The sequence below is a fragment of the Agrobacterium rubi TR3 = NBRC 13261 genome (assembly GCF_000739935.1).
In the GTDB taxonomy this organism is placed as follows: domain Bacteria; phylum Pseudomonadota; class Alphaproteobacteria; order Rhizobiales; family Rhizobiaceae; genus Agrobacterium; species Agrobacterium rubi.
The window spans coordinates 1-26,636 of record NZ_BBJU01000033.1; the positions used below are offsets into that span (position 1 = coordinate 1).

Annotated in this window: 24 protein-coding genes; 5 read left to right on the top strand and 19 right to left on the bottom strand. The window is 56.6% G+C overall.

Features of this window, described 5'->3' with window-relative positions; translation table 11 throughout:
* The first annotated feature begins 194 nt into the window (after positions 1 to 194).
* A complete protein-coding gene (locus tag RRU01S_RS23270) occupies positions 195 to 575 on the top strand; it encodes a pentapeptide repeat-containing protein (protein ID WP_108722723.1) in 381 nt (126 codons plus the stop codon).
* A 219-nt stretch (positions 576 to 794) separates the two neighbouring features.
* Complete coding sequence (locus RRU01S_RS26100) at positions 795 to 1,697, top strand: hypothetical protein (protein WP_131367831.1); 903 nt, start codon at positions 795 to 797, stop codon at positions 1,695 to 1,697.
* A gap of 232 nt (positions 1,698 to 1,929) precedes the next feature.
* Here RRU01S_RS26100 and RRU01S_RS23285 read toward each other — a convergent pair whose 3' ends face one another.
* The 6 genes from RRU01S_RS23285 to RRU01S_RS23310 all read right to left on the bottom strand — a co-directional run bounded on the left by RRU01S_RS23285 (position 1,930) and on the right by RRU01S_RS23310 (position 7,458).
* Positions 1,930 to 2,676 carry an SDR family oxidoreductase gene (locus RRU01S_RS23285; protein WP_108722724.1) on the bottom strand — a complete coding sequence of 249 codons (747 nt, stop codon included), beginning with the start codon at positions 2,674 to 2,676 and terminating at the stop codon, positions 1,930 to 1,932.
* A gap of 54 nt (positions 2,677 to 2,730) precedes the next feature.
* Positions 2,731 to 3,165, bottom strand: a complete 435-nt coding sequence (locus tag RRU01S_RS23290; protein ID WP_045232626.1) for a MarR family winged helix-turn-helix transcriptional regulator — start codon at positions 3,163 to 3,165, stop codon at positions 2,731 to 2,733.
* A 286-nt stretch (positions 3,166 to 3,451) separates the two neighbouring features.
* Positions 3,452 to 4,456 (bottom strand): NADP-dependent oxidoreductase, encoded by a 1,005-nt coding sequence (locus RRU01S_RS23295; RefSeq protein WP_045232627.1) that lies wholly within the window; start codon positions 4,454 to 4,456, stop codon positions 3,452 to 3,454.
* Positions 4,457 to 4,580: 124 nt separating this feature from the next.
* Positions 4,581 to 5,405: an oxidoreductase gene (locus RRU01S_RS23300; protein ID WP_045232628.1), complete on the bottom strand. Its 825-nt coding sequence runs from the start codon at positions 5,403 to 5,405 to the stop codon at positions 4,581 to 4,583.
* Between the two features lie 114 nt (positions 5,406 to 5,519).
* Positions 5,520 to 6,614, bottom strand: coding sequence for an alkene reductase (locus RRU01S_RS23305; protein ID WP_045232629.1), 1,095 nt, complete (start codon positions 6,612 to 6,614; stop codon positions 5,520 to 5,522).
* Positions 6,615 to 6,669: 55 nt separating this feature from the next.
* The gene (locus tag RRU01S_RS23310; protein WP_108722725.1) at positions 6,670 to 7,458 is read right to left on the bottom strand and encodes an SDR family NAD(P)-dependent oxidoreductase; all 789 of its coding nucleotides are present in this window, start codon (positions 7,456 to 7,458) and stop codon (positions 6,670 to 6,672) included.
* A gap of 111 nt (positions 7,459 to 7,569) precedes the next feature.
* On the opposite strand from RRU01S_RS23310, the gene RRU01S_RS23315 reads away from it, so the two are divergent.
* Positions 7,570 to 8,118 (top strand): TetR/AcrR family transcriptional regulator, encoded by a 549-nt coding sequence (locus RRU01S_RS23315; RefSeq protein WP_045232631.1) that lies wholly within the window; start codon positions 7,570 to 7,572, stop codon positions 8,116 to 8,118.
* Positions 8,119 to 8,420: 302 nt separating this feature from the next.
* On the opposite strand, the gene RRU01S_RS23320 is transcribed toward RRU01S_RS23315, so the two are convergent.
* Both RRU01S_RS23320 and RRU01S_RS23325 read right to left on the bottom strand, forming a co-directional pair.
* Positions 8,421 to 11,537: an efflux RND transporter permease subunit gene (locus tag RRU01S_RS23320; RefSeq protein WP_045232632.1), complete on the bottom strand. Its 3,117-nt coding sequence runs from the start codon at positions 11,535 to 11,537 to the stop codon at positions 8,421 to 8,423.
* Positions 11,537 to 12,649: an efflux RND transporter periplasmic adaptor subunit gene (locus tag RRU01S_RS23325; RefSeq protein WP_045232633.1), complete on the bottom strand. Its 1,113-nt coding sequence runs from the start codon at positions 12,647 to 12,649 to the stop codon at positions 11,537 to 11,539. Before RRU01S_RS23325 ends, RRU01S_RS23320 begins: the two co-directional genes overlap by 1 nt.
* A gap of 98 nt (positions 12,650 to 12,747) precedes the next feature.
* Here RRU01S_RS23325 and RRU01S_RS23330 point away from each other — a divergent pair, with 98 nt between their 5' ends.
* Entirely contained in the window at positions 12,748 to 13,335 is a 588-nt protein-coding gene (locus tag RRU01S_RS23330) for a TetR/AcrR family transcriptional regulator (protein WP_045232634.1), read from the top strand.
* Between the two features lie 495 nt (positions 13,336 to 13,830).
* Here the strand turns inward: RRU01S_RS23330 and RRU01S_RS23335 are convergent, their stop codons facing one another.
* The 10 genes from RRU01S_RS23335 to RRU01S_RS23375 all read right to left on the bottom strand — a co-directional run bounded on the left by RRU01S_RS23335 (position 13,831) and on the right by RRU01S_RS23375 (position 24,912).
* Positions 13,831 to 14,022 (bottom strand): hypothetical protein, encoded by a 192-nt coding sequence (locus tag RRU01S_RS23335; RefSeq protein WP_045232635.1) that lies wholly within the window; start codon positions 14,020 to 14,022, stop codon positions 13,831 to 13,833.
* 496 nt (positions 14,023 to 14,518) lie between these two features.
* A complete protein-coding gene (locus tag RRU01S_RS23340) occupies positions 14,519 to 16,414 on the bottom strand; it encodes a DNA/RNA non-specific endonuclease (RefSeq protein ID WP_045232636.1) in 1,896 nt (631 codons plus the stop codon).
* 227 nt (positions 16,415 to 16,641) lie between these two features.
* Positions 16,642 to 18,462 carry a methyl-accepting chemotaxis protein gene (locus RRU01S_RS23345; RefSeq protein ID WP_045232637.1) on the bottom strand — a complete coding sequence of 607 codons (1,821 nt, stop codon included), beginning with the start codon at positions 18,460 to 18,462 and terminating at the stop codon, positions 16,642 to 16,644.
* Positions 18,463 to 18,645: 183 nt separating this feature from the next.
* Entirely contained in the window at positions 18,646 to 19,140 is a 495-nt protein-coding gene (locus RRU01S_RS23350) for a cupin (protein ID WP_045232638.1), read from the bottom strand.
* 89 nt (positions 19,141 to 19,229) lie between these two features.
* A complete protein-coding gene (locus tag RRU01S_RS23355; protein WP_081880182.1) occupies positions 19,230 to 21,383 on the bottom strand; it encodes a catalase in 2,154 nt (717 codons plus the stop codon).
* A 222-nt stretch (positions 21,384 to 21,605) separates the two neighbouring features.
* Complete coding sequence (locus RRU01S_RS23360; protein ID WP_045232639.1) at positions 21,606 to 22,292, bottom strand: DUF4405 domain-containing protein; 687 nt, start codon at positions 22,290 to 22,292, stop codon at positions 21,606 to 21,608.
* Entirely contained in the window at positions 22,289 to 22,756 is a 468-nt protein-coding gene (locus RRU01S_RS23365) for a cytochrome P460 family protein (RefSeq protein ID WP_081880183.1), read from the bottom strand. The genes RRU01S_RS23360 and RRU01S_RS23365 overlap by 4 nt, the downstream gene beginning before the upstream one ends.
* Positions 22,757 to 22,823: 67 nt before the next feature.
* Positions 22,824 to 23,087, bottom strand: coding sequence for an alpha/beta hydrolase family protein (locus RRU01S_RS26375; protein ID WP_209806600.1), 264 nt, complete (start codon positions 23,085 to 23,087; stop codon positions 22,824 to 22,826).
* The gene (locus RRU01S_RS23370; RefSeq protein ID WP_209806597.1) at positions 23,087 to 23,884 is read right to left on the bottom strand and encodes an alpha/beta hydrolase; all 798 of its coding nucleotides are present in this window, start codon (positions 23,882 to 23,884) and stop codon (positions 23,087 to 23,089) included. Before RRU01S_RS23370 ends, RRU01S_RS26375 begins: the two co-directional genes overlap by 1 nt.
* Positions 23,885 to 24,006: 122 nt before the next feature.
* On the bottom strand, positions 24,007 to 24,912 hold the full coding sequence (locus RRU01S_RS23375; RefSeq protein WP_045232640.1) for a LysR family transcriptional regulator: 906 nt from the start codon (positions 24,910 to 24,912) through the stop codon (positions 24,007 to 24,009).
* Between the two features lie 95 nt (positions 24,913 to 25,007).
* On the opposite strand from RRU01S_RS23375, the gene RRU01S_RS23380 reads away from it, so the two are divergent.
* Positions 25,008 to 25,850 carry an SDR family oxidoreductase gene (locus RRU01S_RS23380; protein WP_045232661.1) on the top strand — a complete coding sequence of 281 codons (843 nt, stop codon included), beginning with the start codon at positions 25,008 to 25,010 and terminating at the stop codon, positions 25,848 to 25,850.
* 35 nt (positions 25,851 to 25,885) lie between these two features.
* Here RRU01S_RS23380 and hutC read toward each other — a convergent pair whose 3' ends face one another.
* Positions 25,886 to 26,611: a histidine utilization transcriptional repressor HutC gene (hutC, locus tag RRU01S_RS23385; RefSeq protein WP_045232641.1), complete on the bottom strand. Its 726-nt coding sequence runs from the start codon at positions 26,609 to 26,611 to the stop codon at positions 25,886 to 25,888.
* Positions 26,612 to 26,636 lie beyond the last annotated feature (25 nt).

Consider the following 26,636-nt stretch of genomic DNA (forward strand, 5'->3'; position numbering starts at 1 on the left):
GCAAAGCGGTCATTCGCCCGTTGGAGCAATAGCCGTGAAGCCTAACTTTCGCGACAGACTTGGCGACGAGGAAAGTCAGGGAGCTTCTTCGAGATCAGCTTGGACTTGCTTCTATTTTGGATTCGCCGGTCGCAAATAACCGGACATTCTGGCATTCTTCGAGTAGCAGTCATGCTCGAATGGAGGATACGAAGATGGCCGAGCCACAAAAAAACATTGAGTTTGATGGCCCTCAGATGCAGGGAACGCATTATAAGCGCGCCGATATGGCAGGGTCTAATTTCGATGGCGTAAACCTCGCCGACGCACAGTTTTACGCTTGTTTGACCAAGGCGAAGTTCACCGACACTAATTTAAGCGAAGCCGTTTTTGACGATATCAACCTTGCAGATGCGCGCTTTAACGACGTCAATCTCTCTGGAGCCGCCATCACGAATGCGAACCTATCGCGCTTAACAATAAGCGGCGTGACGTTGGCAGATTCGGACATCAAAGACGCCGATTTAACGGGCATGCGGATCAATGGCGTTCTCGTTACCGATTTGTTCGTCGCCTATGAACAGGCGAAAACCTGATGGCTATTGACTTCCTTCGCAAATGGCGCAGCGCGGAAAACCGCATGTGGCCCAGAGCGACATTGTGGGAAACGTTTAGCTCGCGTGCGTGACGCGGCTTGCGGTCACCCTACTTTTGAGCAATCATCTGCAGAATATCGATAATGCGGGCTGCCAGAGGATAAATCTATGTTTCATCGCTTCATGGCTTAAACCGTTTTGCCGTAGGGACGCCTCTCGTTGAAGAATACTCGTCGCCAATCAGACCATCAGGCCAAGCAAACCCTGCATCGCTTCGACCTCAATCCTCCCGATGTCGATAGCTGCCTCTCTCAGCTCCACGCGGCTTTCTCCCGTTATCGTCCGCGATGGGATTGGTGCCGCCAGTGCTTCACGGTAGATGACGAGGCACGAGCACGAAGTGCGGGCGATCCGCGTCGCGCCACCCTGGAAAGCTTCGGGCAAATCTACTTTGAGCATCCGAACTGCTCCGGCGGCCGCGACACATTCCTGCATTGGCTGCCCCGTGCGCTGGAACTAACATTCCTTAACTTTGACCATGACTACTTTCCAATGGAAGGCGCTATGCGACTTGGGCTCTGGCGCTGGCCGAGAGAGAAACAGGATGCACTGCGCGGCTTGTTCTGCAGCGTCGCGATGAATTGGTTCAACGGCGGCGATCCCGTGCCATTCGAGCGTGTGATGCGCAAGTCGAACACAGACATGGATAACCTTGTGTCCGTACGCATCGTCAAAGCGCTCCTAATGCTTAGGATCAACCCCTTCGAGCTGTTTGCTTGGCTCGGACGAGCGAATTCAACCCGAGCGCGGAGCGTTCTGGTCGGACTCACGACCCATGGGCATCTCGTTGACGAAGGTGACTACTATGTTCTGGACGATACCACCGACGAACCATTGCTGCACGAGGGAATTCGAGCCTTAGATCGCCTCGCTTTGGACGCTCTTCAGCGGATCGCCACCGACGAGCGGCTGATATGCCTATGGGATTGGGCTCACCGAGAAGACCGGATGTTGGCCCGCACTATCGAGAATACGGAACCGTTGCGAACGCAACGTGCCCTGCGCCTGTTGGCGACGGAACGCCAGAAGGATCGCTTGATCGTCCAAGCTGCTGTCGTTTGAGCCGCCGCTGGCGTACCCCTGTCTGGAAATATGTGTGCGATATCTTCGAATGCGCGTGACGGCTGCCGCAAGATCGAATGCCTCTTGAACCGCCACCTTTGGGATCGTGAGGCGACCAGACACCCTTCGAGGAAGGTTCGGTGTTGGCGCATGCGGAAGCCAGCGTGCGATCCGGAGGAGACATTAAGATGCGGAACCGGTGGGCACGCATCCCATAATCGCTGAATGCGTATCACCAACTCTTTTGCACAAGTTCGCCTGATGGAGCGCAAGCGTAGAACCCTGCTGTCGGTCCATATGCGTGGGTCGTTGCAAGAGCGACTCCAGGGCGAGCGCCTTCTTCAGGCGAATGACCAACTCCGTTGCCTGTCATATCGCTCGATGTGAGGCCGGGGTCCACCGCGTTCACTTTGATCCCTTCCCGATCCAGCTCCTTCGCGAGCTTGACGGTCAACATGTTCAGCGCAGTCTTGGAGGCGCAGTATCCGCCGAAACCGACCGTCCATGTTTCGCTCCGCATGTCCAAGGCATCCGTCAACGAACTTAGGCCGCTGCTCATCATTACGATCCGTGCCGCCTTCGATTTGCGCAACAACGGCAAAAAGGCTTGAGTGACGCGCATCACCCCGAATACGTTGGTGTTGAACATCCGCTGCATCTCGTCAATTGACTCCTCGGCAAGCGAGGGAGGCGGGCCAAACATGAGCCCGGCGTTGTTGACCAATACGTCGAGATGCCCCACTGCACTCTTGACGATTTTGGCGGCGTTGGAAACGCTCTCATCGTCCGTGACATCGAGTTGCACTGCACGGGCGTCAACGCCGTTTCCTCGCAGTTCGCAAGCTGCCATCTCGCCCCGTGACACGTCTCGGCATCCCAGCCAGACTGTGTGTCCGGCTGCGCCAAGCTGCCGCGCAATGGCGAGGCCAATACCCTTGTTTGCTCCCGTGACGAGTGCAGTGGGCGATGTGTGGGTCATGATGACGTCCCTGATCATTTCGATGTCAGAGACATACTACGAAATTCGTAATATTCAACCTTCGTATTTTGCAATTTGTTGGGTAAGCCTCAGAAATTCGGTTTGGTCGACGGAATCGAGGGCCTGCAGCATCGCTTTGCAGGATGCTCGATATCCATCGATATAGCCTGCAACGGCTTGCTGCCCCTCGTTCGTGATCGTCAGAGCCACCGACCTGCGGTTCGCCTCTGGCCGCTGCCGTTCAATCATGTCCCGACGGACCAGCCGGTCGGCCGAAGACGACATGGTCGTCAGAGCGACCTGAAGGTGCCGGGCAACATCCCCCAGGTTACACTCGGGATGCTCATCGATAAAAAGAAGCGCCTGAATGTCGAGGGGGTTGAGCGAGTTTTGCATGACTGCCGCTGCCTCCGCGACCTTGAAGCGGCGGGTAAAGCGCTCAAAGGCGGTAGCGAGTTTTTCGATTTGTTCGGGCGTAGGTTCTGTCATTCCTGATATTAAGCATTTCTGCTCCGAGGACGTAAGGCATTACCCCAGAATAGGTATTCCTTGAATTTATGCGATAACCGCTAATGGCGCAGTGCAGCCATCCCCGGCATTATAACTTTCTTCGGGAAAGCGGAAATTATTTCCGAGAACTCGCTGGTTGAATGCTTCAAACAGTCTGTGACGAATGACGGTTTGGGCCCGCAAGGAGAACGTCCGTTCCTTTTTGCAACAGTCATGGAAGCGGACATGCCGCTTTGAAAAAGAGAGCTTTATGCAGGTGAAACCGTCACTGCGAAACGGCAACGACAACCTTCCCCTTGGCGCGCCCGGTTTCGACATAAGCCAAGGCTTCCGCCGTCTGCGAAAAGGGAAACACCTTGTCGACGACAGGACGGATGGCGCTAGCGTCGATCAGCTTGGCGATCTCCTGCAGTTGCTGGCCTTCCGCCCGCATGAAGAGGAACGAATAGTCGACGCCCCGGCTCTTTGCCTTTTTCAGAATCCCTCTGCTCAGCATCCGCATGACAAGGCGCAGAATGAGGTTCAGCCGCAGGGATTTGGCGAAGGGGACGTCTGGCGGTCCGGAGATCGAGATCAGTTTACCGCCGGGCCTCAATACATTCACCGACTTTGCTAACGCCTTGGCATCCTGGCTGTTCAGCACGAGATCGTATCCCAAGAGCACCTGTTCGAAGTCCTGCGTCTTGTAGTCGATGACCACATCCGCGCCGAGGCTTTTGACAAGCTCGACATTTGCTGCACTGGTGGTGGTCGCCACGCTGGCACCGAGATGTTTGGCGAGTTGGATGGCGAATGTGCCGACACCGCCGGACCCTGCCTGGATGAACACCTTTTGACCCGGCTTGACCTTGCCAACCTCAACAAGCGCCTGCCACGCGGTCAGTCCGACCAGGGGGATCGAGGCAGCCTGCACCATGGACAGGCTTTTCGGCTTCACCGCCAAGTCTGCGGCATCAACCGCTATCATTTCTGCGAAGGTGCCAGCCCTGTGATCCCGCGGACGTCCGTAGACTTCGTCGCCTGCCTTGAACTGTCGGACATTGCCGCCGACGCGGAGAACCGTTCCAGCCAGATCATGACCGAGGATGAAGGGCGGGCGATAAGGCAGGAACAGCTTGAATTCGCCGTCACGCACCTTGGAATCGAGAAGGTTGATTGCGGTGGCCTCGATGCGAACCAGCACGTCATTGGCACTGATCTCGGGATCTGGCATGTCTGCTAGACGCAGGGGACTATTCTTCTTGTATTTGTCGACAACGAAGGCTTTCACGGGTTTTCTCCGGTGTAAGACGATTATCAGGTCAGGCCGCCGGGAAAGACAGAGCTTTCAGCACGAACTCGGCATGGTAATGCAAGATCGCACCGTGGCCGGCGTCGTCAAAGACCAATAAATCTCAGGCTATGTTGAATTGCTTGCGCAGGATACGATCAAACAGCGCACGCGGGAGGAAACGGCGGGCAAACGCGGTCTGTCGGGCAGCCTTGCCTGAGGGGTAGCGCAGCCTTGGCTTCCGGGCCTGGGCTGCGGCCAGGATGGTCGCCGCGACATCCCCCGCCGTGTCGCCATCAGCCATCGCTGCGTTGAACGCGGCCTGATACCGGGCGAATGTCTGGCTGTAGGCCGCCACGGGACGATCGCCTTGCGGTGAGTTGGCTTCGATCGAGGTCTTAGTGGCCCACGGTTCGATGACGGCGACCCGGATGCCGAACGGCCGCACTTCATGGTCCAGGGATTCGGAATAGCCCTCGATTGCGTGTTTGCTGGCAGTGTAATAGGCCCCGAAGGGACCAGGAATAAGCCCCACGACCGAGCCAATATTTAGGATTCGACCATCGAGCTGTTGACGCATGATCGGAAGAATTTCGTTCGTCACCCGTACGACGCCCAGAAAATTGGTGTCGAACAGCGCGCGAACCTGCTCGACCGAGCTTTCCTCTGCTGCTCCCGATACGGCGTATCCGGCATTGTTGACAAGCAGGTCAATGCGGCCGAGTTTTGTGTGGGCGAGTGCCACGGCGGCGGCAACGGAAGCGTCCGAGGTTACGTCGCAAGCGATCATTCTGATACCGTCGCTGACCTCGCCGGGTGCCGCCTTGCGGCTTGTGCCGATGACCCGGTAGCCCGCCCGGCTGAGCGCCAATGCCGCTGCCTTCCCGATACCGCTGGAGGCACCGGTCACGAACGCAGTCTTCTGTCCTTTTGATGCAGAGGTCGCCATTGGCTTTCTTCTCGATCTGGTGCGCGACATTTGTCCGCGCAGCCTTGGGAGTTGTCAGGAATTGATAGTGATCGACATGAGGGGGCCGCGCCGAGGTGCGGCCCCGATGATGGCTCAATGACCGGCGGTCTCGGTAAAGCGCGGATAGTCAGTGTAACCCGCAGCGCCTCCGCCATAGAGCGTGTCCGGATTGATCTCGGCCAAGGGCACACCGCTTTGCAGTCGCTCCACGAGATCGGGATTAGCGATGAACGGGCGTCCGAAGGCAATGAGATCCGCCCTGCCATCGGCCAGATGCGAGGTCGCAAGGTCGAGATCAAAGCCATTGTTGGCGATGTAGGTTTTGCTGAAGCGGCTACGGAGCGAACCGTAATCAAAGGGTGCAACGTCGCGCGGGCCGCCGGTAGCACCTTCAACGACATGAATGTAGGCGATGCCGAGAGCATCAAGTTTATCGACAATGTAATCGTACTGCGTTTGGGGATCGCTGGAGGAAATGCCGTTGGCGGGCGAGACCGGAGAAATTCGGACGCCTACGCGCTCGGCACCGATTTCCTTTGCCACCGCGGCGGTGACTTCGAGCATGAGACTTGCGCGGTTTTCCACGGAGCCGCCATAGGCATCCGTTCGAACATTGGCACCGTCTTTTGCGAACTGCTCGAGCAGATAGCCATTGGCCCCGTGAACTTCAACACCGTCGAAACCGGCTTCGATGGCATTGGCTGCCGCCTTGCGGAAGTCGTTGACGATACCGGCTAGCTCATCAATCTCCAGGGCGCGGGGCTCGGACACATCGACGAAGCCATTGTTGACAAAGGTCTTGGTCGCAGCACGAATGGCCGAGGGCGCAACAGGCAGGCCGCCATTGGGCTGCAGGTCGACATGGCTGACGCGACCAACATGCCAGAGCTGCAGGACGATGCGTCCACCCTTTGCGTGTACAGCAGCCGTTACCTTGCGCCAGCCGTCGATCTGGTCCTTCGTATAGATGCCGGGCGTGTCCTGATAGCCCTGGCCCTGCTGAGAAATCTGGGTGGCCTCGGAAATGATCAGCCCTGCAGAAGCACGCTGGGCATAATATTCGGCGGTCAGGTCGCCGGGCACGAAGCCCGCGCCGGCGCGATTGCGGGTGAGCGGTGCCATGACGATGCGGTTTGCAAGCGTGATTGCGCCTAAGCTGGTGGGTTCGAAGAGCGTGGTCTTTGTCATGATATCACTTTGATATTTTTTCTGGAGCAGCGTGGGTTCATCGAGTGCGGAAAGCTCACACCGGCGTGCGATAGCGTTCAGCAGGAAGCGCGTTGACGAGATTGCCAAGCATGGATTTGCGCGCGCCATCGAGGGCGTCCCACTGGCCGATATCGTGCAGCGGCGGGATGGTCACCAGTTCGCGACGGTCGAATCCGACCAGGGCTGCATCGACCAGATCGCCCACTTCCATGACATTGCTCATCGCATTGACGTCGGCACCGACGTGATCCCAGATTTCGGTTCGGGTTGTGGCGGGAAGCACGGCCTGAATGTAAACGCCCTTCGGGCCGAGCTCATGCGCAAGTCCCTGGGACAGGAAGAGGACGAACGCCTTGGTTGCACCGTAGACGGTCATGCCGAATTCCGGGGCGAGGCCGACGACCGAACCGATATTGACGATTGCGCCTTCTCCTGCCTTGGCAAGACGGGGAGCAATAGCGCTGGAAAGCCTGACGAGCGCGGTCGCGTTGAGCGCAACCAGCTTGGTCATGTCATCGACGCTCTGATCGACGAAGCTTCCACCGATCGCCGTTCCGGCATTGTTGACGAGAATGCCGATGCGCGCATCGTCACGCAGCCGGGTTTCAACCTTTGCAATATCCGTTGCCTGCGTGAGATCGGCGGGGAGGATGTCGATCGTCACGCCGGTTTCCTGGCGCAGACGGCTTGCAAGTATCTCCATGCGCGCCGTGTCTCGGGCGACCAGCACGAGATCATGGCCGCGGTGTGCGAACCGTTCGGCATAGGTGGCACCGATGCCAGTGGACGCACCGGTAATCAGGACTGCGGAAATTTGGCTCATTGGATTGCTCTTTTCTCTGATTGAACCTATATTCATGATAATCATCATGATTGGATTTAAATATGATCGCCATCATGTAAATGTCAACAGGTGTTGCGGAGAATTTTGAAAATGAAGGTCAGCCGAGAACAGATGGCAGAAAACCGTCGCCGGATTCTGGATGTCGCGAGCCGGTTGTTTAAGGACAAGGGGTTCGATGCGGTCAGTGTGGCCGAAGTCATGAAAGCAGCCGGACTGACCCATGGCGGCTTTTACGGACACTTCACGTCAAAGGACGATCTTGTGGCCCAGACGCTTGCACAGGCGCTGGCATCTGACAGTGTCGGAGACGGCGAGTTCAACAGTTTCGTCCGCTCTTACCTCGCACCTCGTCATCGGGATAATCCCGGCAATGGATGCCCGACGGCAGGCCTCGCCGCCGCTATTCGTCACCAGACGCCAGCCGCAAAAGCCGTCATGACAGAAGGATTGCGCACCCAAATCGCGCGTATCGAGCAGGCGCTTCCGGAGCAAGGTGCAGCCGAAAAGCGCCGTGCAGCGATCGGAAGCTGGGCCGCAATGGTGGGAGCCGTCATCCTTGCCAGAGCGGTCGATAATCCTGAATTGTCTGACGAGGTTCTTGAGCAGACGCGCGCTTGGATCGACACCCGTGTCGGCTAGGGCATCCGAAAGCGCACAATCTGCGCAGTCGATCCGGTAGAGGCCAATGCTCACCACCACGAGGACCGATCTCCCCGGAAACATCTGACGTGCCGCGGCTCAATGTTACCATTCGATCGCGGCACCCAGACACGGAAAATACTGGATTAGAAAGACTTAGTTGCAGCGCGCGTCGTTTCTCGGTTTGATGGTTACCACACCACGAGCCTCTGACCATGATCGAGCGACGGCCGCTTCCGGATGCTGCAAACTTCTGGCAGCATCCATTCCGATGGCGGATTACTTTAGCTGGATCGGTTGGCCTACTCCGCCGCCATAGCATGTCCATGGCCCGGCTCCCGCTGAATATCAGTCTGCTGAGAAGCTTCAGCTTTTGGGGGCTTAATGCGGAACCAAACGGCGTAGAGCGCTGGCAGGAAAAGCAGGATCATCGCTGTCCCGGCCGCCGTTCCACCGATCAGCGTATAAGCCATCGATCCCCAGAACACCGAATGAGTCAGCGGTATGAAAGCCAAGATCGCCGCAAGCGCAGTCAGGATTACGGGTCTTGTCCGCTGCACCGTCGCTTCGATAACGGCATGGTAATCATCGAGACCAGCCGCCTGATTTTCCTTTATCTGCTCCGTCAGGATCAGCGTGTTGCGCATGAGGATACCCGCCAGTCCGATCAAGCCGAGGATGGCATTGAAACCGAACGGTTGATTGAACAGCAGTAACGTCGGAACCACTCCGGCAAGGCCAAGCGGTGCCGTTAGCATCACCATCGTCATGGTCGACAAGCTGCGAACCTGCAAGATGATGACAATCAATGTGGCTGCGATCATGAGCGGGAAGACTTGAACCAGCGCCGCGTTGGCCTTCAGCGACTCCTCGATGTTGCCGCCCATCTCGATCCGGTATCCGACCGGAAGCGATGCGATCAGCGGCTGTAGCGCCTTCATCACCTGTTGAGACACTTCCGGCGGCTGGGTCGCCTCGTTGATATCGGACCTGATCGTGATGACCGGTGTCCGGTCGCGACGCTTCAGGATCGGCTCCTCGAACCGGATCTCGGAGTGCCCGAGCTGATCCAATGGAACCTGACGTCCATCCCTGCTCATCAGTGAGAAGTCCGCCAAGCGTGATGGGTCGAGGCGATTTTCGCCTGCGCTGCGGGCTACGACAGGCACGTTGCGAATATTATCGCGCACCTGCGTGACCGGAATGCCGCTCAGCAGCAACTGCATCTGCTGTGCTGCCTCCGAAGGCGACAGACCGATCAGATTGAGTCGTTCCTGATCAGGCACGAACCTTAGGACAGGGGTGCGGTTGCCCCAGTCACGGTTTGCCTGACGGACATCCGGAACGGTTTTCATGATGGCCAGAGCCTGTTCGGAGATTTTGTAAAGCTCACCCTGATCAGGCCCCATAATGCGAAACTCGACCGGGAACGGTGTGTAAGGACCAAAGACAAGCTGGGTCACGCGCACGGACGCCTCGGGTACAAGACCTTCCGATATGGCGGCACGAAGACGGTGCTTCAATTCCTCTCGTGCATGCGCATCAGGCGTAAGCACGACGACCTTCGCGAAAGCGGGATCCGGCAATTCTGGTGCCAGTGCAAAGAAGAACCGAGGTGCACCCTGACCGACATAACTTGTAACGATATTGGTCTCGGGCTGGGTCTGCAGCCAATCCTCGACTTTTTTGACCGCAGATGTCGTGGCCTCAATGCTCGTGCCTTCCGGCATGCGCACTTCGACCAAGACCTCAGGCCGATCCGATGTCGGGAAGAACTGTTGCTTCACACCACCCATTCCAACAACAGAGACAGCCATGGTGATGCCAACGATTGCGCAGGTCATAAACTTGTGTCGAACAGCAAAGGTGATGGTCGATCGCAGGCGGCGGTAGTTCGGTGTATTGTAGATGGCTTCATGGCCACCCTCAACGGGCTTGATGTCCGGCAGCATCTTCACGCCAAGGTAAGGTGTGAAGGTGACAGCCACGAGCCATGAAACAATCAGGGCAAAACCCACGACCCAGAAGATGTTTCCGGCATATTCTCCGGCGGTGGACTTGGCGAAACCCACAGGCATCAGGCCGATGATCGTGACGAGCGTTCCGGACAGCATGGGCGCTGCCGTATGGCTCCAGGCGTAAGCGGCCGCCTTGATGCGGTCCATGCCCTCTTCCATTTTCACGACCATCACTTCAATGGCGATAATGGCATCGTCGACGAGGAGACCGAGGGCGAGGATCAGAGCGCCGAGGGTGATACGATCGAAGAACCGCCCGGTTTCGAGCATGATCAGGAAGACAACGGCAAGCGTCAGTGGCACAGCAAGCGCTACGACGATGCCGACCCGCCAGCCGAGTGCGACGAGGCTTACGAACAGGACAACGCCGAGCGCCATCGCAAACTTTAGCATGAATTCGCCAACGGCCTCATCGATATTGACGGCCTGATCGCTGACTTTGGTCAAAGTCATACCCAGCGGCAGCGTCTGCGCGATCGCCGCCGATCTGGCTTCAAGCGCCTCGCCGAGATCGAGACCGTTCCATCCCGCCTGCATCACGGCACCCAGCATGATCGTCGGCTCGCCTTCGTGGCGGATAACGTAGGTCGCTGGATCTTGATAGCCGCGCCGCACCTCCGCCAGATCGGACAGCTTGAATGTCCTTCCACCGACAGCAATCGGCGTTTCGGCTATTGCCTGCTCATTGTTGTAGGCGCCGTCGAAGCGGATGAATACCTGTGGCCCTTTCGTGTCGATCGACCCTGCAGGCGTGACGGTGTTTTGTCTCTGCAGCGCCGTGGCAATATCCTGCGCGGAGATGCCGAGCGTAGCCAACTTCGCGAAGGAGAACTCTACGAAGATCTGTTCGGGGCGTTCACCGACGATGTTGATTTTCTTGATACCGGGCACGTGCAGGAGATCCTGCCGGATGACCTCTGCCTGCCGCACCAGGTCTCGCATCGGCATGCCCTTGGCTTTCAGGGCATAGAGACCAAAGCTGACGTCGGAATACTCATCATTCACAAACGGGCCCATCACGCCCGGAGGCAGGTTTCTGGCTTCATCGCCAAGCTTCTTGCGCGCCTGATAGAACTCCTCTCCAACAGCAGACGCTGGCGTATTGTCTTTCAGCGTCACCGTGAGGAATGCATAACCCGGTCGAGTTGTCGTCTCGACGCGGTCGTACCATGTCAGTTCCTGGAGACGCTTTTCGAGAGGTTCGGCGACAAGATCCTGCATTTCCCGCGCTGTCGCGCCGGGCCAAACGGATGTAACGGTTAGCGTCTTGATAGTGAAGGACGGATCCTCGGCGCGCCCCAACTTGACGAAGGCATAGACGCCTGCGGCGGCCAGCAACACGATGAAGAAAAGGGTGACGGCGCGTTCGCGAACGGCGATGGCGGAAAGATTGAAGCTCATTACTCAGCCCCTTCCTGCTGCGCGGCGACCCTGACGGTGGTACCATTCTCAAGAAGGTGAGCGCCCAGTGCGACGACCTGCTGGCCAACTTCGATGCCAGTGACAAAGGCGTTCTCCTCGCCGATTCTTTTCACGTCAATAGGTGTGAATTTCACGGACGATGACGTCCGGTCGATAACCCACACGCCTGTGCGGCTGCCGTCATCAAGGATAGAACCGACCGGGACAGAGACTTCCGACTGCCGGTCGACGTCTTGAATTCTGATTGTGACGGTTGAACCAAGCGGCGCAGAGCCCGCATTACCATCAAGGACATAGCGTGCTTCGTAGGTTCGGGTTTGCGGGTCTGCGGAATCGGAGATCTGTCTCAGTCGAGCGTTTCCACTGAGCCCGTTGCTGCCATAGACACTGGCCTGGGCTTCAGACCCAACCTCGGGGCGTAGTGTCTCAGGTAACCAGACCACCGCCTCACGTGGGCCTGCCTTTGCCAATCGCACCACCGTCTGGCCCGCCGCCACGACCTGTCCCGGATCACCAAGGGTTTCGACGACCGTTCCGTCCGAGTCAGCCAGAAGAGTGGTGTAGCGTGTTGCGTTTTCAGCAACCTCCGCCTCCGCTTGCGCGGCGGCGAGCTGTGCTGTGGCTGTATCAAGTGCGGCCTTTGCCTGCTCGTATCGCTGGGGCGTGGCGGCAAGTCCGTTCTTCACCAGCGTCGCATAGCGTTTTTCGTCCGCCTGCGCCTGGATCAGGACAGCACGTGCTGCGGTGACCGCATTTAGTCTGGCTGTGAGCGCCAGTTGCAGGTCAGCTTCGTCAACCCTCATCAACGGCTGTCCAATATTTACCCGCTCGCCAACATCAACCATGCGCTCGACTATCTTGCCTGGAACTCGAAAGCCGAGGTTGCTTTGCACCCTTGAAGCGACTGTTCCAGTAAATGAACGCTCGACCGCATGCGTTTTCGTTGCCTGCGCGGCGCGTACCAGTGGTGACGCGGTTCTTGGATCTGCGGCTACCGCCGTCTGCGCAGACGTTTGCGACATCACTACAAAGGCACCACCACCTGCTGCAATTGCGAAGCCCAATAGGATCAGGACATGTTTGCGTTTCATTTTCAGTTCTCTTCTTGACGAGCGATTCAAACGAATTAGATTGCGACCTAACTCTATTTACATTATAGATGTCAATCGAAATCTAATTGGAGGTCATCATGAGAGTGAGCCGAGCGCAGGCAGAGGAGAACCGGGACAGGGTAATTGATGTCGCAAGCCGTCTATTTCGAGAGCATGGCTTCGATGGCATAGGGCTGAAAGACCTGATGAAAGGTGCTGGTCTCACCCAGGGTGCTTTCTACAAACAGTTCACGTCCAAGGATGACCTCGCGGCACTCGCATCGGCGAGAGCTATGGAGAGCGCTACAAAAAGATGGTCCGAAGCCGCAGCAAACAGCTCTGATCCGCTCGAAGCTGTCATGGACTTCTACCTCTCGACGGACCACCGGGGAGAGAAGGCAGAAGGTTGTCCTCTGGTGGCTCTGGGATCGGACGCTGCTCGCCAGAACGAAGAGGTCAAGCAACCATTCGAGGACGGAATTCGCGCCCATTTCGATGTGCTGGAAAACCTGGTGGGCGGAGCCGGTGACCCGGAAGCCAGCGAAAAGGCTAAGGCGATCCTTTCCCTCATGGTGGGTGCGGTCACGCTGTCACGTCTTACCCAAGATGAGACCCTGTCTCAGGGCGTCTTGAAGTCAGCGGCTGACGAAGTCCGGCGTATCGCAGGTCGGGCTGATAAACCCTGAAAAGCGGCCTCAACCTGAGATCCGAAAGCGGAAATTATTTCCGTTTCAGACCCGTATTGACTGATGCCCAAAGCCAGGGCACAAAGGTGGCATCCACGGTCGCTCGCGATGGGAAAACATAGGGAATTTCAAGGCTCTTCCAATAAGTCATTGAAATCATGTGAGAATCCAGGTTCTCCAGCCAATTTTTTGTGTCAGTCGATAAAGTCACTAGCTAAAATTAGAAATTTTTAGTTATTGCACCGTAGCAAATATCCAGACGGCTCATAAGCAACATTTCCATTCCCACTGTTGTGTTTTCCTTTTTGCTATAAGCGCAAGTGAGCTTTTGAGCGACCATTTTCAAATATCGGCGCCCAATAGCTGCGTCACGTCCCACACTTCTCTGTCTCGCGACGACCACCGCCGTTCTGAGGCCAGACGATGGAAAATTCGTCAAAGGCGGTAGGTGCAATGCGGTGCCGTGAGATCGGCTCCGTTACTGTGCATCACACCTCAAACTTTGTTTTCAGCAGACATTGTCGGCAGGGCACATCTCTCCCAACTTTTGGCCGCCAAGTTGCGGGTGCGCTCTTTTGCGGCGGTTTCGAGGAGCGTCGCGAACATTCCGAGGCTCACCTTATCCGCGCGCAACATTTTCCGTATCAAAGGGTCTTTCAGAGCTTCTGACATCGTCATGTCATGCATGGTCGTACTCCTTCGTAAGACCTGAAGGTAGCACGTCAATGCAATGCCCAGATGTTGCTAGCATGTCAAAAACAAGGCGTTTGTTTACGGAGCGACACTCGGCGAGGTTGATGACGCAGCACGCTTTTTCAAAGACTTTACGGACTGAGATATCTCGATTTTCTCATCTTGCTCATCATCGGAATCGTTGCCGATTTCGCTTATGCGATGATGGCAAGGGCATAGATGGTATCCAAGACGTGCCGTCCGTCACGTCGGGATCGGTGAGGGCGAGCAGAGCTGCACGCGTGGTTCATTGCGACAATGATGGGATCATTCATGAAAGTCGAAGAGGTTGGGGGTGCCGCTTCCATTGCGTTTGGGAGGTCTTGGTCCGCGCGCGTTGCTGAACATAGATGACCCGGTCCGTGCAGAGGTTGGGGCTTGCTCACCTTTGCAATGTAACGGAAACGTCAAAACTCTGGCACGTCCTAGCTCACGTTACCTGATCCAAAGTTCAGAGTATCACGTCATCCGTGTTTCGGATTTCCTTCATTGTCGTGCCCGATTGCATAAGAGATTCTCGCTGGACCGGACCCGATATCAGTTCTGGATGAAGGAGCAGGTCGGCGGCATCGAGAGGAGCAAAATCGAGCTCCGTCTTCATTGTCAATTCCGTGAGCGATACCTGATACAGTCGAAACGGGTCGAGGTCCAATGTCTCGAGGTCGTTGAGGAGATTGTCCTGGGACAGTATGAAAGCTGCGCAACGCAGCTGTTGGTCACTGCCCACGTAAGCGATCATCTTCCAGAATGCACGCGGGATGAGGGCGTCGCGATAGGGAATATCGTCGTTCCCAAAAATCGGGCCGCCTTGTACCGATAATTTGATTTTCTCGATGTCGGCCTGCTCAAGAACCAGGTTCTCAAGTTCACCCCACAGGCCGTTGCGCGATGACTGGTTGTAGCGCTCGTGTTGGGGGGCGATATTTGTGAAATAAAAGGAGTCGCGGTTGGCCTGTTCGGCCTCGGCAACCGGTCCCCAGCAAAGATCGGCGCGACGGGCGATATGCCCGCGATCAATTCGGTTATCGACGTAGAAATCGTCTCCAAGCTGGTATTTTGCATCGATACGCGGATCAAGGGCAAAGCCGCGCCTCGGTAAGACCACCATGCGGGCGCCGTCGATATTCCAGGCCACGTAACGCGCCATACGCCGCTTTGTGCTCAGGCACACCGAAAAATGGGTGTAGGGCAAAGTCTGGGCGCGTCCAAAGTTGACGGCATCCCGTTTCAACGATGTCGATAATCCAGGTTCAGGAACGGAACCCCCCAGAAATTCCGCATCATATCCAGTTCGAGGGACAACGGTCACCATTCCTTCGTGGGCAGAACCAGAATCGATATCGGGCTCCAGAACAAAGTCCAGTTTTTTCTGGATCGAGGCGGGATAGCAGGCGAGGGCATGTTCGTCGGCCACGCCATCCGTTTCGCCTGCAAAATGCAGCCCCGCAAAAATATCCGTGGCCTTGCCCCCCTCGAAGACCAGCCATGCGGAGCCGGAGTCACCTCCCTTGCTGATCTCTCCATCCGCCGGCAGAGCATCCTTGTCCGGCCCTATCTCGAAACCGCCGATCGCCTGCTCTCCGGTCGGTAAGCCATAGTTGATCTTGGCCATGACATCTACACGACGAACGATGCCGCGGGTAATGGCCGTCGTTCGTCCTGATTTGATCACCTTATCACCGATAGACACACGGGCCATGCGCTTGGGAATGACATCAAGGCCGTACACCGACCGATCAAAATCCCGTAGCCGGATTCTTGCCAGCGCGCAGTCACCCGCCGCACCAATATGGCTGCGCATCAGCTCACCCACGCCATTGAGTGCCGTGTTGTTGTCATCGTAAGGGCCGGGTTGGACAATCGCATCCCCAATACGGCCGCCATTGCCATTGAGGACATGCCAGTTGGACAAGATGCAGGGCGATCCTGTCGAACGATCAAATACGATGAGGCCGATGGTGCCGGCGGTTTCGGCGATATGAGCAACGCTGACGCCCGGACGGATCGGGTCGATACGTTGCTTGCGCAAATCCAGTTGCTCAGGGCTGACAAGCTTGTAGGAGGGCCCGTATGATCTTTCGATGACGTCCGTCGGTACGGCTGTGCCGTCGACATCGATCATCTCCGGAATGCGGGTCGTTGAAAGGGATTCAAGCGCCGATTCACCTTTCCGACCGACCGTAAATTGCAGGCAAACTGCCCCGTTGCCGTTCTTCAGCCCTATGCCGACAGAGGTGATGTTGGGGTCTTTCAGATAGTCGGCACCCTTGGCGCGAATATGTCTGCGGAGATCGTCTTCAGTCACAGCGGCAGAGGTTTTTGCGCGACCGGTTGTCTTGCGGACCATATCATCCTCCTGAGAAAAGCATTCACCTTGAGGTAAGATGAAGCTTCCCCGAAATCGTCATAGAGATCAAGTGACGCTAGGAGGTAGGTATTTCAAATCTATGACATCATGCGTACGTTTTGACATGCTGGCTCGCTGGGCGCTGGCGCCCATCAACGGGGCCGACCCGCGCGCAGGCCCGAACTGTTGGCTTCGATCATTCGAAGCCAACATTAGGTGCGCCGCCCTTAAAACTCTTCCCAGCTTGCTTGTGTCGCAGCGGCGGCTGAAGACGAGCTTGCCATCCGACGCGGTGCGACGGCAGCGGAGGGGCGCTGTGCCTGTGAGTGAGTAGGAGCTGATGGTTTCGGTTTAAACGCTGACGGCCGTTTGCTGTCCAACGGTTTAGTCGTTTGCAAGCGGTTGCCTTCACCGAAACGGAATTGATCGAGCAATTCGAACAGCGCTGCAGCTTCCTTCGCCAATTCGTGGCTGGCAGCCGTTTGCTCTTCCACCATGGCGGCATTCTGCTGAGTGCCCTGGTCGACTGAGTTGATGGCGCGGTTGATCTCGCTGAGTGCGGTCGACTGCTCACGGGAAGCCTCAACGATCGCCGTTATATCGCCGTTGATGTTCTCGACATGGGCAGCAATCTCTTGCAAGGCAGCGCCCGCTTTCGTCACCAGCGTGACGCCGTTGCTGACATAAGAGCCGGATGCGGTTATGAGCGTCTTGATCTCTTTTGCCGCCGTTGCTGACCGCTGCGCAAGTTCGCGCACCTCTTGAGCGACCACCGCAAATCCCTTGCCGGCCTCTCCAGCTCTGGCAGCTTCGACACCGGCATTCAAAGCCAGCAAGTTTGTTTGAAACGCAATTTCATCGATCACGCCGATGATGTTGGAAATTGCCTTCGACGACGCATCGATCTGATCCATAGCACCGATGGCTTCGCGAACGACAGCGCCGGAATGGTTGGCGTGGTCCTTGGTTCGGGCCACGAGGCGACCGGCTTCCTCGGCACGCTGGCTGGAATCTTTCACGGTCGTCGTTATCTGTTCCAAGGCAGCGGCCGTTTCCTCGACAGAGGCTGCCTGCTGTTCCGTGCGCTTTGCCAGATCGTCGGCAGACATACGGATTTCATTGGAGCCAGAGGTAATTGCCTGAGCATTCTCGGCAACCGCAGCCATCGCAAGCTTTAACTTGTTGGATGCGGAATTAAAGTCTGTTCTCAAACGCTCCAGCGACGGAATGAATGGCCGGTCGATCTGTTGCGACAGGTCTCCGTCAGCAAAGCGGGTCAGTCCGAGAGCGAGCTGCTCGACATTTTCCACGCGTCCTGTGACATCGGTGGCAAACTTAACGACTTTGATGATCTTTCCGCTGGGATCGAAAACAGGGTTGTAGGAGGCTTGGATATGGACATGGCGACCACCTTTGCCGATGCGCAGGAATTCATCTGCGACGTATTCACCCATACGTAGCCGGGTCCAAAATTCCAGATAGCGCTGCGAGTTTGCTTCGGCTGGCTCCACGAACATGCGATGGTGTTGGCCGACGATCTCATTCAGCGTATATCCGAGTGCCTTCAAAAAGTTTTCATTGGCCGCAAGAATCTTGCCGTCAGGCGTAAACTCGATTGTCGCTTGCGCACGCGAAACGGCAGTCAACTTGGCGCTGCTATCAAGGCCATCCATCTTCGTCTGCGTGATATCGTTTGCGAATTTGATGATTTTGAGCACCTTGCCGCTGGCGCTTTTCACCGGGTTGTAGTTGCCCCGAATCCAGATATCGTCGCCGTTCTTTGCGATGCGCTTGAACTCGCTGCACTCAAATGTACCGCCCTGAAGTTTTTTCCAGAATGCGGTATAGTCAGAGGACCCCGCATAGTCTTTTTCGACGAAGATACGATGATGTTTTCCGATGATTTCGTTCTCGGAATATCCCATGAGATCGCAGAAATTCTTGTTTGCCCGAAGGATGTTGCCCTGCGTATCGAATTCGATAATCGCGAATGAGAGATCAAGTGCAGACAGGATCTGATTGGAGTTGGAAGCAAACATACTGATCATTATGTGCACCTAGCGTGAGAAAACTTCTGCCCACCACGATAGTGCAAGATAATTAATATAATTTACTAAAGTAGCGATTGCATCAAATGTGGCCACGCTTAATTTTCATCGCCCATAGATAGTACTCAGCACCGTGAGATTACCCGTCGCCAGTGCGCTTCGATATCGAATGCAGTTGGATTTTCACTTGCTTTGCCAAAGATCATTCAACCCGGCCGACGATCCGTGAACGGGGTCCGTGTCAGGTTTTGGACAGGATGTTATCCTGGCCAGCATATCTTCCGTTGGGGCAGATCGCTGGATATCGACTTTCTGCTCAGGAGGATAAGCACCAACGACCTGAAAATCCGGCGAACTCTCAAGCCTTTTATGCCCGGTTCCGGCTGGCAGTATCAGGCAGTCTCCTTGCGAGACCTCCAGCACAGTCCCGTCCGGACCACCGATCTGCAGCCTAGCGTGACCGCAACCAATGCCCAAAACCTCGTGCGCGCCACTATGATAGTGATGATAATCGAAGACGCCATTCCGCCAGACACCAGTCCATCCGTTTGCCGAAAACAGCGCTTCCAATGCGGCAGAGTCTATATACGGGCCAATCTGGCGGTAGACGACCACCGGGAAGTTCGGATTATTCGGAACCCGATCGCTGTTCCCAAGCATAAAATGATTGGTCTTCATACCGTCATATCCCGGCGCCTTTCGATGGATGTAGCGTATGTTGAAGCGGCCAACGGTGCCGCTTCAACATATCCGCTGTCTGTTCGTTTTTAGGGAAGTGTGCGCACCGAAGGCTCTCTGTCCCAGTGCCGTTTTGTACCGACGCTCATGAACTGCTCAATAGGGACGACGCCATCGTCGATCTCGACATTTGCTCTATCGAGAAGCAGTTTTGTGGCTTTGCAGTACGCGATCGTCTTGCAATGCCCATAGGCATCCATGAACCATTGCACCGCTGCCGCTTCTTTCTTGAGCTTCTCAGCAGCGTCTGGGGCCAGGATCGAAGCCACCGCATCGAAGAGGAACGAGGGGGATCCGGCCAATTGTCCATCGGCCTTCAGCTCGCCACCATCCACTTTCAAACCGCCGACCTTTCTGGCGACCAGAAAAGCCGTACCGCCTGCTGCTTCGACATCATTCACGAGCTTATCGATCGAAGCCTTGTTGGATCCTTCGTCAAAGAGGATGCCCACTTTACGACCCTGCAACGTTTTGAGGTCGTTCTTTTGAATGGACAATGCGTCGGATGCAGCCATGTCGATGGGTTCTTTGGCAGGCGTCGATTTCTCGGGCAAGTCGATTCCCAGACCATCTGCTGCACGTTGAGCCAACCCCTCGTTGATATTGCGCAGGTTTGACAAGACGTTTGCTCTGACATGCGGCATTTGAACTTTGGACAGTTCAAAAACGATTGCAGAGATGATGTGGGCTTGCTCGTTTTCCGTCTGCGAATTGTAGAACATCCGTGCCTGGCTGTAGTGGTCTGCAAACAAGGCATCGCGCTGGCGTAGCTTCTGCGTCGGATCGTTGCGCTCGCCATTTTCGCGGAACGTCGCAAATCCGCTTGCGGTCGATGCACGCGGACCACTGTCTTCTCCTGCCTGCGAGAGACTGTTCGGCTCATAGTTTGCCCGACCTTTCGGCACGAGCGTCTGCATCATACCGTCACGCTGAAAATTGTGAAACGGGCACTTCGGTGCGTTGACGGGAATCTGGTGGAAATTGGTGGTTCCAAGTCGGGATTTCTGGGTATCGAGGTAGGAGAACAGTCGCCCTTGCAGCAGCGGATCGTTGCTGAAATCAATACCAGGAATGATATTGCTTGGGAGAAATGCGACCTGCTCTGTTTCGGCGAAGAAATTATCGACATTCCGGTTCAATGTCATGCGGCCGATAATCTCGACGGGAATTTCCTCCTCTGGAATGAGTTTCGTCGCATCGAGGACATCATAGGGCTGTTTCATTGCCCATTCCTCGTCAAAGATTTGGACACCGAGATCCCAAGCTGGGAAATCGCCGCTGTCGATTGCTTCGAAAAGATCACGTCGCTGGAAGTCTGGATCGGCACCGGCGATTTTGACGGCTTCGTCCCAAGTGGTGGATGCAAGTCCCAGCTGCGGCTTCCAGTGGAACTTCACAAATTTGCCCTCGCCTTTTTCGTTGACGAGCCGGAACGTGTGGACCCCAAATCCTTCCATCATCCGGAACGATCGCGGTATCGTGCGGTCGGACATCGCCCACATGATCATGTGCATCGATTCCGGCATCAGGCTGATGAAATCCCAGAACGTGTCGTGAGCGGACGCCGCTTGCGGATATCCACGATCGGCTTCCATCTTCACGCTGTGAATGAGATCCGGGAATTTGATCGCATCTTGGATGAAAAACACCGGAATATTGTTGCCAACGAGATCCCAGTTCCCGCTGTCGGTATAAAACTTGACCGCAAACCCTCTGACGTCACGGGGGGTATCGACAGATCCCGCACCGCCGGCCACTGTGGAGAAGCGGACGAAGACGGGACATGAATCGCCGACATTCTGAAAGATCGAAGCCTTGGTCAGCTCGGGAATGCTCTTTGTGCATTCGAAGACGCCATGGGCTCCAGATCCGCGGGCGTGAACGATGCGTTCGGGAATCCGCTCGTGATCGAAGTGGAAAATTTTCTCTCTAAGGACGAAATCCTCTAGAAGCGTAGGGCCGCGGCTTCCGGCCTTCAGGCTGTTCTGGTTGTCAGAGATGCGGTGGCCGAAATTGTCGGTGAGATATGCATCACCATCCGCTTCGTCCTTCTTGACCTCCTGGTGCAGTTCTCCACCCTCGGCATGATGCTCTTCAGGAGCAAATTGCTCACTCCCTTGGGCATGGCCTCTGAGAGAGTTTTCATTGCTCGGCGATATCTCGCTGTGTTCGCGATCTTTCATGTCGATTCCCTTGAAAGTTTGGAGGGGCCAGTTGCCCGAGGCGGATTTTGATGGTGTGGAATGCCCAACGGCGGGTTGTCCAAGTAGAGACAATGCTCTCCGCCTTTGGCGGTTCCCAACAAACTGAAGAGTCGGTACGTTCTTGCCCTCGGTTCCAACCGCGACAGCAGGGCAGGGCGATTTATCGAGGGATAAGTAGTGCTCGACCTCGATCTCAAGGCGTCAAAGTTTGCTGCGATCGTTTGACCCTAAAAACCGTAATATTTTCAAAAGATAATGCCCTATCGAGGTACCCAGGCCAAGAATGGCAGCAAGGTGCATGAAAAACGCCAGCGCTGCAGTCTCGAAATCCCAGAAGTCCATGGTCGTCGCCATGGTCAGTTTCGCGCGCATGTTTACGGCGACAAGGCTGTAGATGCCGTAGCTGGCAATCCCGAAGGTCAGCACGCGCAAAGCGAGGGTGCGGGTGGGATGCGGCGACAAGCCGAGGCGGTCGCGCGTGAGCTTCATCACCATCGTACATTGCAGGCCGAGATGGATGCTCGAGATCAACAGCACCAGATACCCAGCCAGACTGTGGACTTGTCGGAGGGTAAACGTGCTGGTCAGGTCCAGGAAGCCGAACACGGTCTGCGAAATGACGGCGCTCGTGACCAGCAGAACCAGCATGGCCAGCAGCAGCGACAGATTGATGGTGCGGGTCAGCAGCCACCTCGGCTCTCGGCGAACTTTCTTCAAACCGGCAAACCAGCGGCGGTTAAATGCGACATGCGTGACAAGCAGCCCAAACATCACCGTGCCGATGATTTCGTGGGCTGCGTTGCCGAGCCAGTTGTAGGCGAGGGCGACTAACAGCAGGCTCGCCGCCAAACAATCCAGGATCAGCCGCACTAGGAATAATCGGCTCACGGCAGATAGGTGTCCATGCGGTCGCGGGTGAATAGGAAGTCGTTGCTGGCCTGACCCTGATGACAGGATTCGCAACGGCTGGCGATTGCCGTGCGCCGCATCTGGCCGTTTGGATCGAATTGCTGGAAATGCCAGTCGCCTGTCTTTTTATCGGCCGCGATATCCAGTCCCCAATCAATTCCCTTTTCCATCACGAAATAGTCGGTCAGCTTGTAGTTTGACCATATGCCCAGCACCAGCTGCGTGCCGGGCGGCAGGGGCTGGCCGGACTTTGCCAGCGCGAGCGTTTCCGGCGCGGCGAAGGCCTCCTCTTTCGAGGAGCCCCGGTCGTAGGTGGCATAGAGAACGTAGCGGCTGAAGTCCTTCGGGAAGGTGGCCCGGTTTTCGGCTACGGCAGTGAACGACGAGAATGCAAAGGCGATAACGGCAGTAGCCATCAGGGAAATGCGGTGCGTGAAGGGCATGGAGGCCTTTCGGTTTTGGCGTTGCACGTATGAAAAGGCCCGGCACGGCCGGGCCTGCTTCAAAGGGTCAATTGTTCGCGAGCTTGTCCTTGAAGAACGGTCCCAGCTTGTTGGCAGCTGTCACCGCGCCCTGGCCGTCATAAAGGTCCATGTGCGTGGCGCCCTCGATGATGAACAGCTCCTTGTCTTTCGATGCTGCTCGAGTGTTCAGCTCCTGACTGTGCCACAGGGAACCGGCTTCACTGCCAGCCACGATCAGCAAAGGTTGGGTCATGAAGGTGTCAGCGCCTTCAAAACCGGTGAACGACGCCAGCGTGGCGACGCTGGTCATCAGCATTTGGTTGGTCGAGGTCGGGTAGCCCCGCGCTTCGTCAGATAATAGTCGGCCGCTTCCTGAAGGTCGCGGGGCGCTGACTTGTCGCCCAGCTTTGGTACGTAGTTGACATACATGGGAGCGCCGCCAGCGGCTTCGGCCGAACGCTGTTTGGCAACAGCATCGAGCGTTTCGATGATCGACGATTCTGGCAGCTTACCATCCCAACCCTTGCGGGTGGCGGCGCCGACATCCACGGCGCTGACGGTGGCAATCGCTTTGACCCGGCGATCGGTCATCGAGGCTTTTACGGTAATGCCGCTACCGGCACACACGCCCAAGGCGCCAATGTTCTGTGCATCGACGTATGGCAGCGATGTCATGTAATCGACGGCGCTATAGAAATCGACGACACGCTTCATCGGATCGTCCAGGAAACGAGGCATGCCGCCGCTGGCACCCTGATGCGATGCGTCGAAGGCGAGCGTTACGAAACCCTGCTCGGCCAGCTTTTGCGCATACAGCCCGGCTGCCTGTTCCTTAACGCCGCCGCCTGGGTGAACCACGACAATTGCCGGATATGTCTGGCTTGCGTCGAAATCCTTGGGATAGTAGACGTTGCCGGACATGGTGATGTCGTTGTTCTTAAATTCAACGGCCCGGACGGTGGCATGACCAGTCTGGGTGACGGTGACAGCGCTTGGCGCTACCGTTGGTGCGGCAGCAGCCATGCCAGCCATTAGCAGGCTGGCGGAGACGATGGAACTGCTCAGGAGGAGGTTGCGGCGGCTGAGGCCACCTGCGATCTTGCTCATGCGGAAAATCCTTCTCTTTGGTTGATGTCCAACCGCTCAGCGACCGTGACAACTCCAAGATAGGTCAACCGGCATTGATTGATTAGCCGGTTCAATTTGCATGGGCTTAGAAACCTGATTTCTTAATCAGATGTTTGGCTGCGATAGCGCAACGCCTCGATGACAAGCGCAAAGGCGGGCGAGTGCTGGCGGCGGCTCGGGTAATAAAGATGATAGGCCGGGCGAGGGGGCGACCAGTCGGCCAAGACCTGAACCAACTGACCGTCGTTGATCAGATGGCGCACCTGATCATCCGGCAGATAGGCGAGGCCGAACCCGTCGAGAGCGGCCTGGCGCATCATGCCGACAGTGTTGAATGCGGCGCGGCCCTGGATACGCACTTTCAGTTCGTGGCCATCCTTGTAGAAATCCCATATATAAAACCCGCCATGGGTGGGCAGGCGCAACCTGATGCAACTGTGTTCGGTCAGGTCCTGTGGCGTCTGTGGCACTGGCCGCTGCGCGAAGTAGGCTGGCGAGCCGACGATCGCGAAGCGAAAATCGCGGCTGATCGGCACGGAAATCATATCCTGGTCCACCTGCTCGCCCAAGCGCACACCGGCGTCGTAACGATCCGCGACGATGTCTCGAAGGCCGTACTCGCTGATGATTTCGACGTTGATGTCCGGGTAATTTGCCAAGAGCGGAGCCAGCTTCGGCCACAGGATCGTCTCGGCAGCATGCTCTACGGTCGTGATCCGAACGTTGCCAGCCGGCTTGTCACGCATGGCGCTGAGCGCTGCGATCTCGCTTTCGATTTCGTCGAAACGCGGGCCGATGGCCAGCAGCAGACGTTCACCAGCCTCCGTCAGACTGACGCTGCGCGTCGTGCGGGTCAGCAGCCGCAGGCCGAGTTTACCTTCCAACGTTCTGATTGTGTAGCTGAGTGCGGATTGCGACACCCCCAGCTGCGCTGCCGCTTTGGTAAAGCTGTGCTCACGGGCAACCGCAATAAAAGCCAGGTAGTCGTTCACGTTATCGCGGCGCATTCATCAATCCATTTTCTAAGTCCATGCGAATAATACCATCTAATCGCCTGCAAGCGGATGGGATAATGTCTCGTCATCAGAAAAAGGAACAGATTATGAGCAAAGTTTGGTTCATCACAGGGGCAGGCAGTGGTATTGGCGCGGCCACTGCTCGTGCAGCCTTGAAAGTCGGCGACCGTGTGGTTGCGACCGGTCGAAATCTCGATAAGGTCCGCAAGGCCTTGATCGACGTCGCGGGCGACAATCTCGCTTTAGTGCAGCTTGATGTCACCAATGAAGCCAAGGCCCACATCGCCGTCGCACGGGCGCTCGAGGCTTTCGGCCGCATCGACGTTCTCATCAACAATGCCGGTTACAGCGTGCTTGGCAATTTCGAGGAAATCAGCCCCGCAGATTTCCAAAGCCAGCTGCAGACCAACTTGTTCGGTGTCGTCAACGTCATGCGGGCGGTCCTACCTGTGATGCGTCAGCAACGCGCTGGGCGGATCATCAACATCAGCTCTGTGGCCGGCGTTATCGGTCTCAAGCATTGCAGCGCTTATGCCGCCGCGAAGTTCGCGGTCGAGGGGCTAACCTTCTCCGTGGCACACGAGGTCGAGCTGTTTGGCATAAAAATCGTTGTGGTGTCGCCCGGCTTCTTCCGAACCGATCTGCTGGATTCCGGCAATGTCCGTTATGCCGAAAGCACGATCGGTGATTACGCGGAGGAAGGTTCTGCCGAAGCGATGTATTCTGCCTATCATGGCCAGCAGACTGGCAACCCGGCTGCGCTGGGCGAGGTCCTGGTCAAGCTCGGGACCATGGACAATCCACCGAAGCAGTTCATGGCCGGGGCTGACGCGATCGCAGCCGTCAAGCCGGTGCTGGAGGCACGTCTGGCCGAAATCGATGCATACAAGGTCCTGTCAAGAGAGTCGGCGGGATCGTTCCATGTTTAAGCCCACGACGGCGAACGCGGACGTCTCTTGCTGGCTTACCCACCCGGCTTGAACTGCGCGGTGACCACGTGGCGATTACCTGGATAGGTTAGCTGCACATAGGTGACGGGACCATTGGGACCCCAAGTCAGACGCTCGATCAGAAGGCAGGCATCGCGCGGTGCGATATCAAGGTTCTTCGTCTCTTTTGGTCCTGCGGATATTGCCTGGATGCGGTGTTCGGCGGTTGTCCAAGGAATTTGCGACAAGAGCCAGGGACCGGGCGCAAGGTCGGTAAAATCGAAGTCCGCCGCCTGTGGTACAGCCGCCAGACTGATGAGGCGCTCCTCGAGGCAAAAGGGTTGTTCGCCGGCAAAGTGCAGGCATGTCACCTCGACCACGGCATGGGGTGCGGTCAGAGTGAGGTGACGACGATCGTCGGCACCTGCCTGTCTCTTCTTCAGCGACAGCACCGTGTAGTGATAGGCAAGGTTGAGAGAGCGAACCTCTTCCTTGATGTCGTGTATATCGAGAATGGCCGATTGGGCGCGCGGTTGCGTTACGAAGCTGCCGGATTTCTTGCGCCGTTCGATAAGCCCTGACTTGGCGAGCTGGCTCATGACCTTGTTGACGGTCATGCGGGAGCAGGAATAGGACGCGGCCATGTCGACCTCGAAGGGCAGACGGTGACCGGGCTGCCACTCGCCGGACATGATGCGACCTTCGATATCATTCAAGATGCGCTGGTGCAGGGTTTCGTCCCTGCTGTTCTCTTTTGTCACTCGCGGTCGCTTTCGATGAAAATCC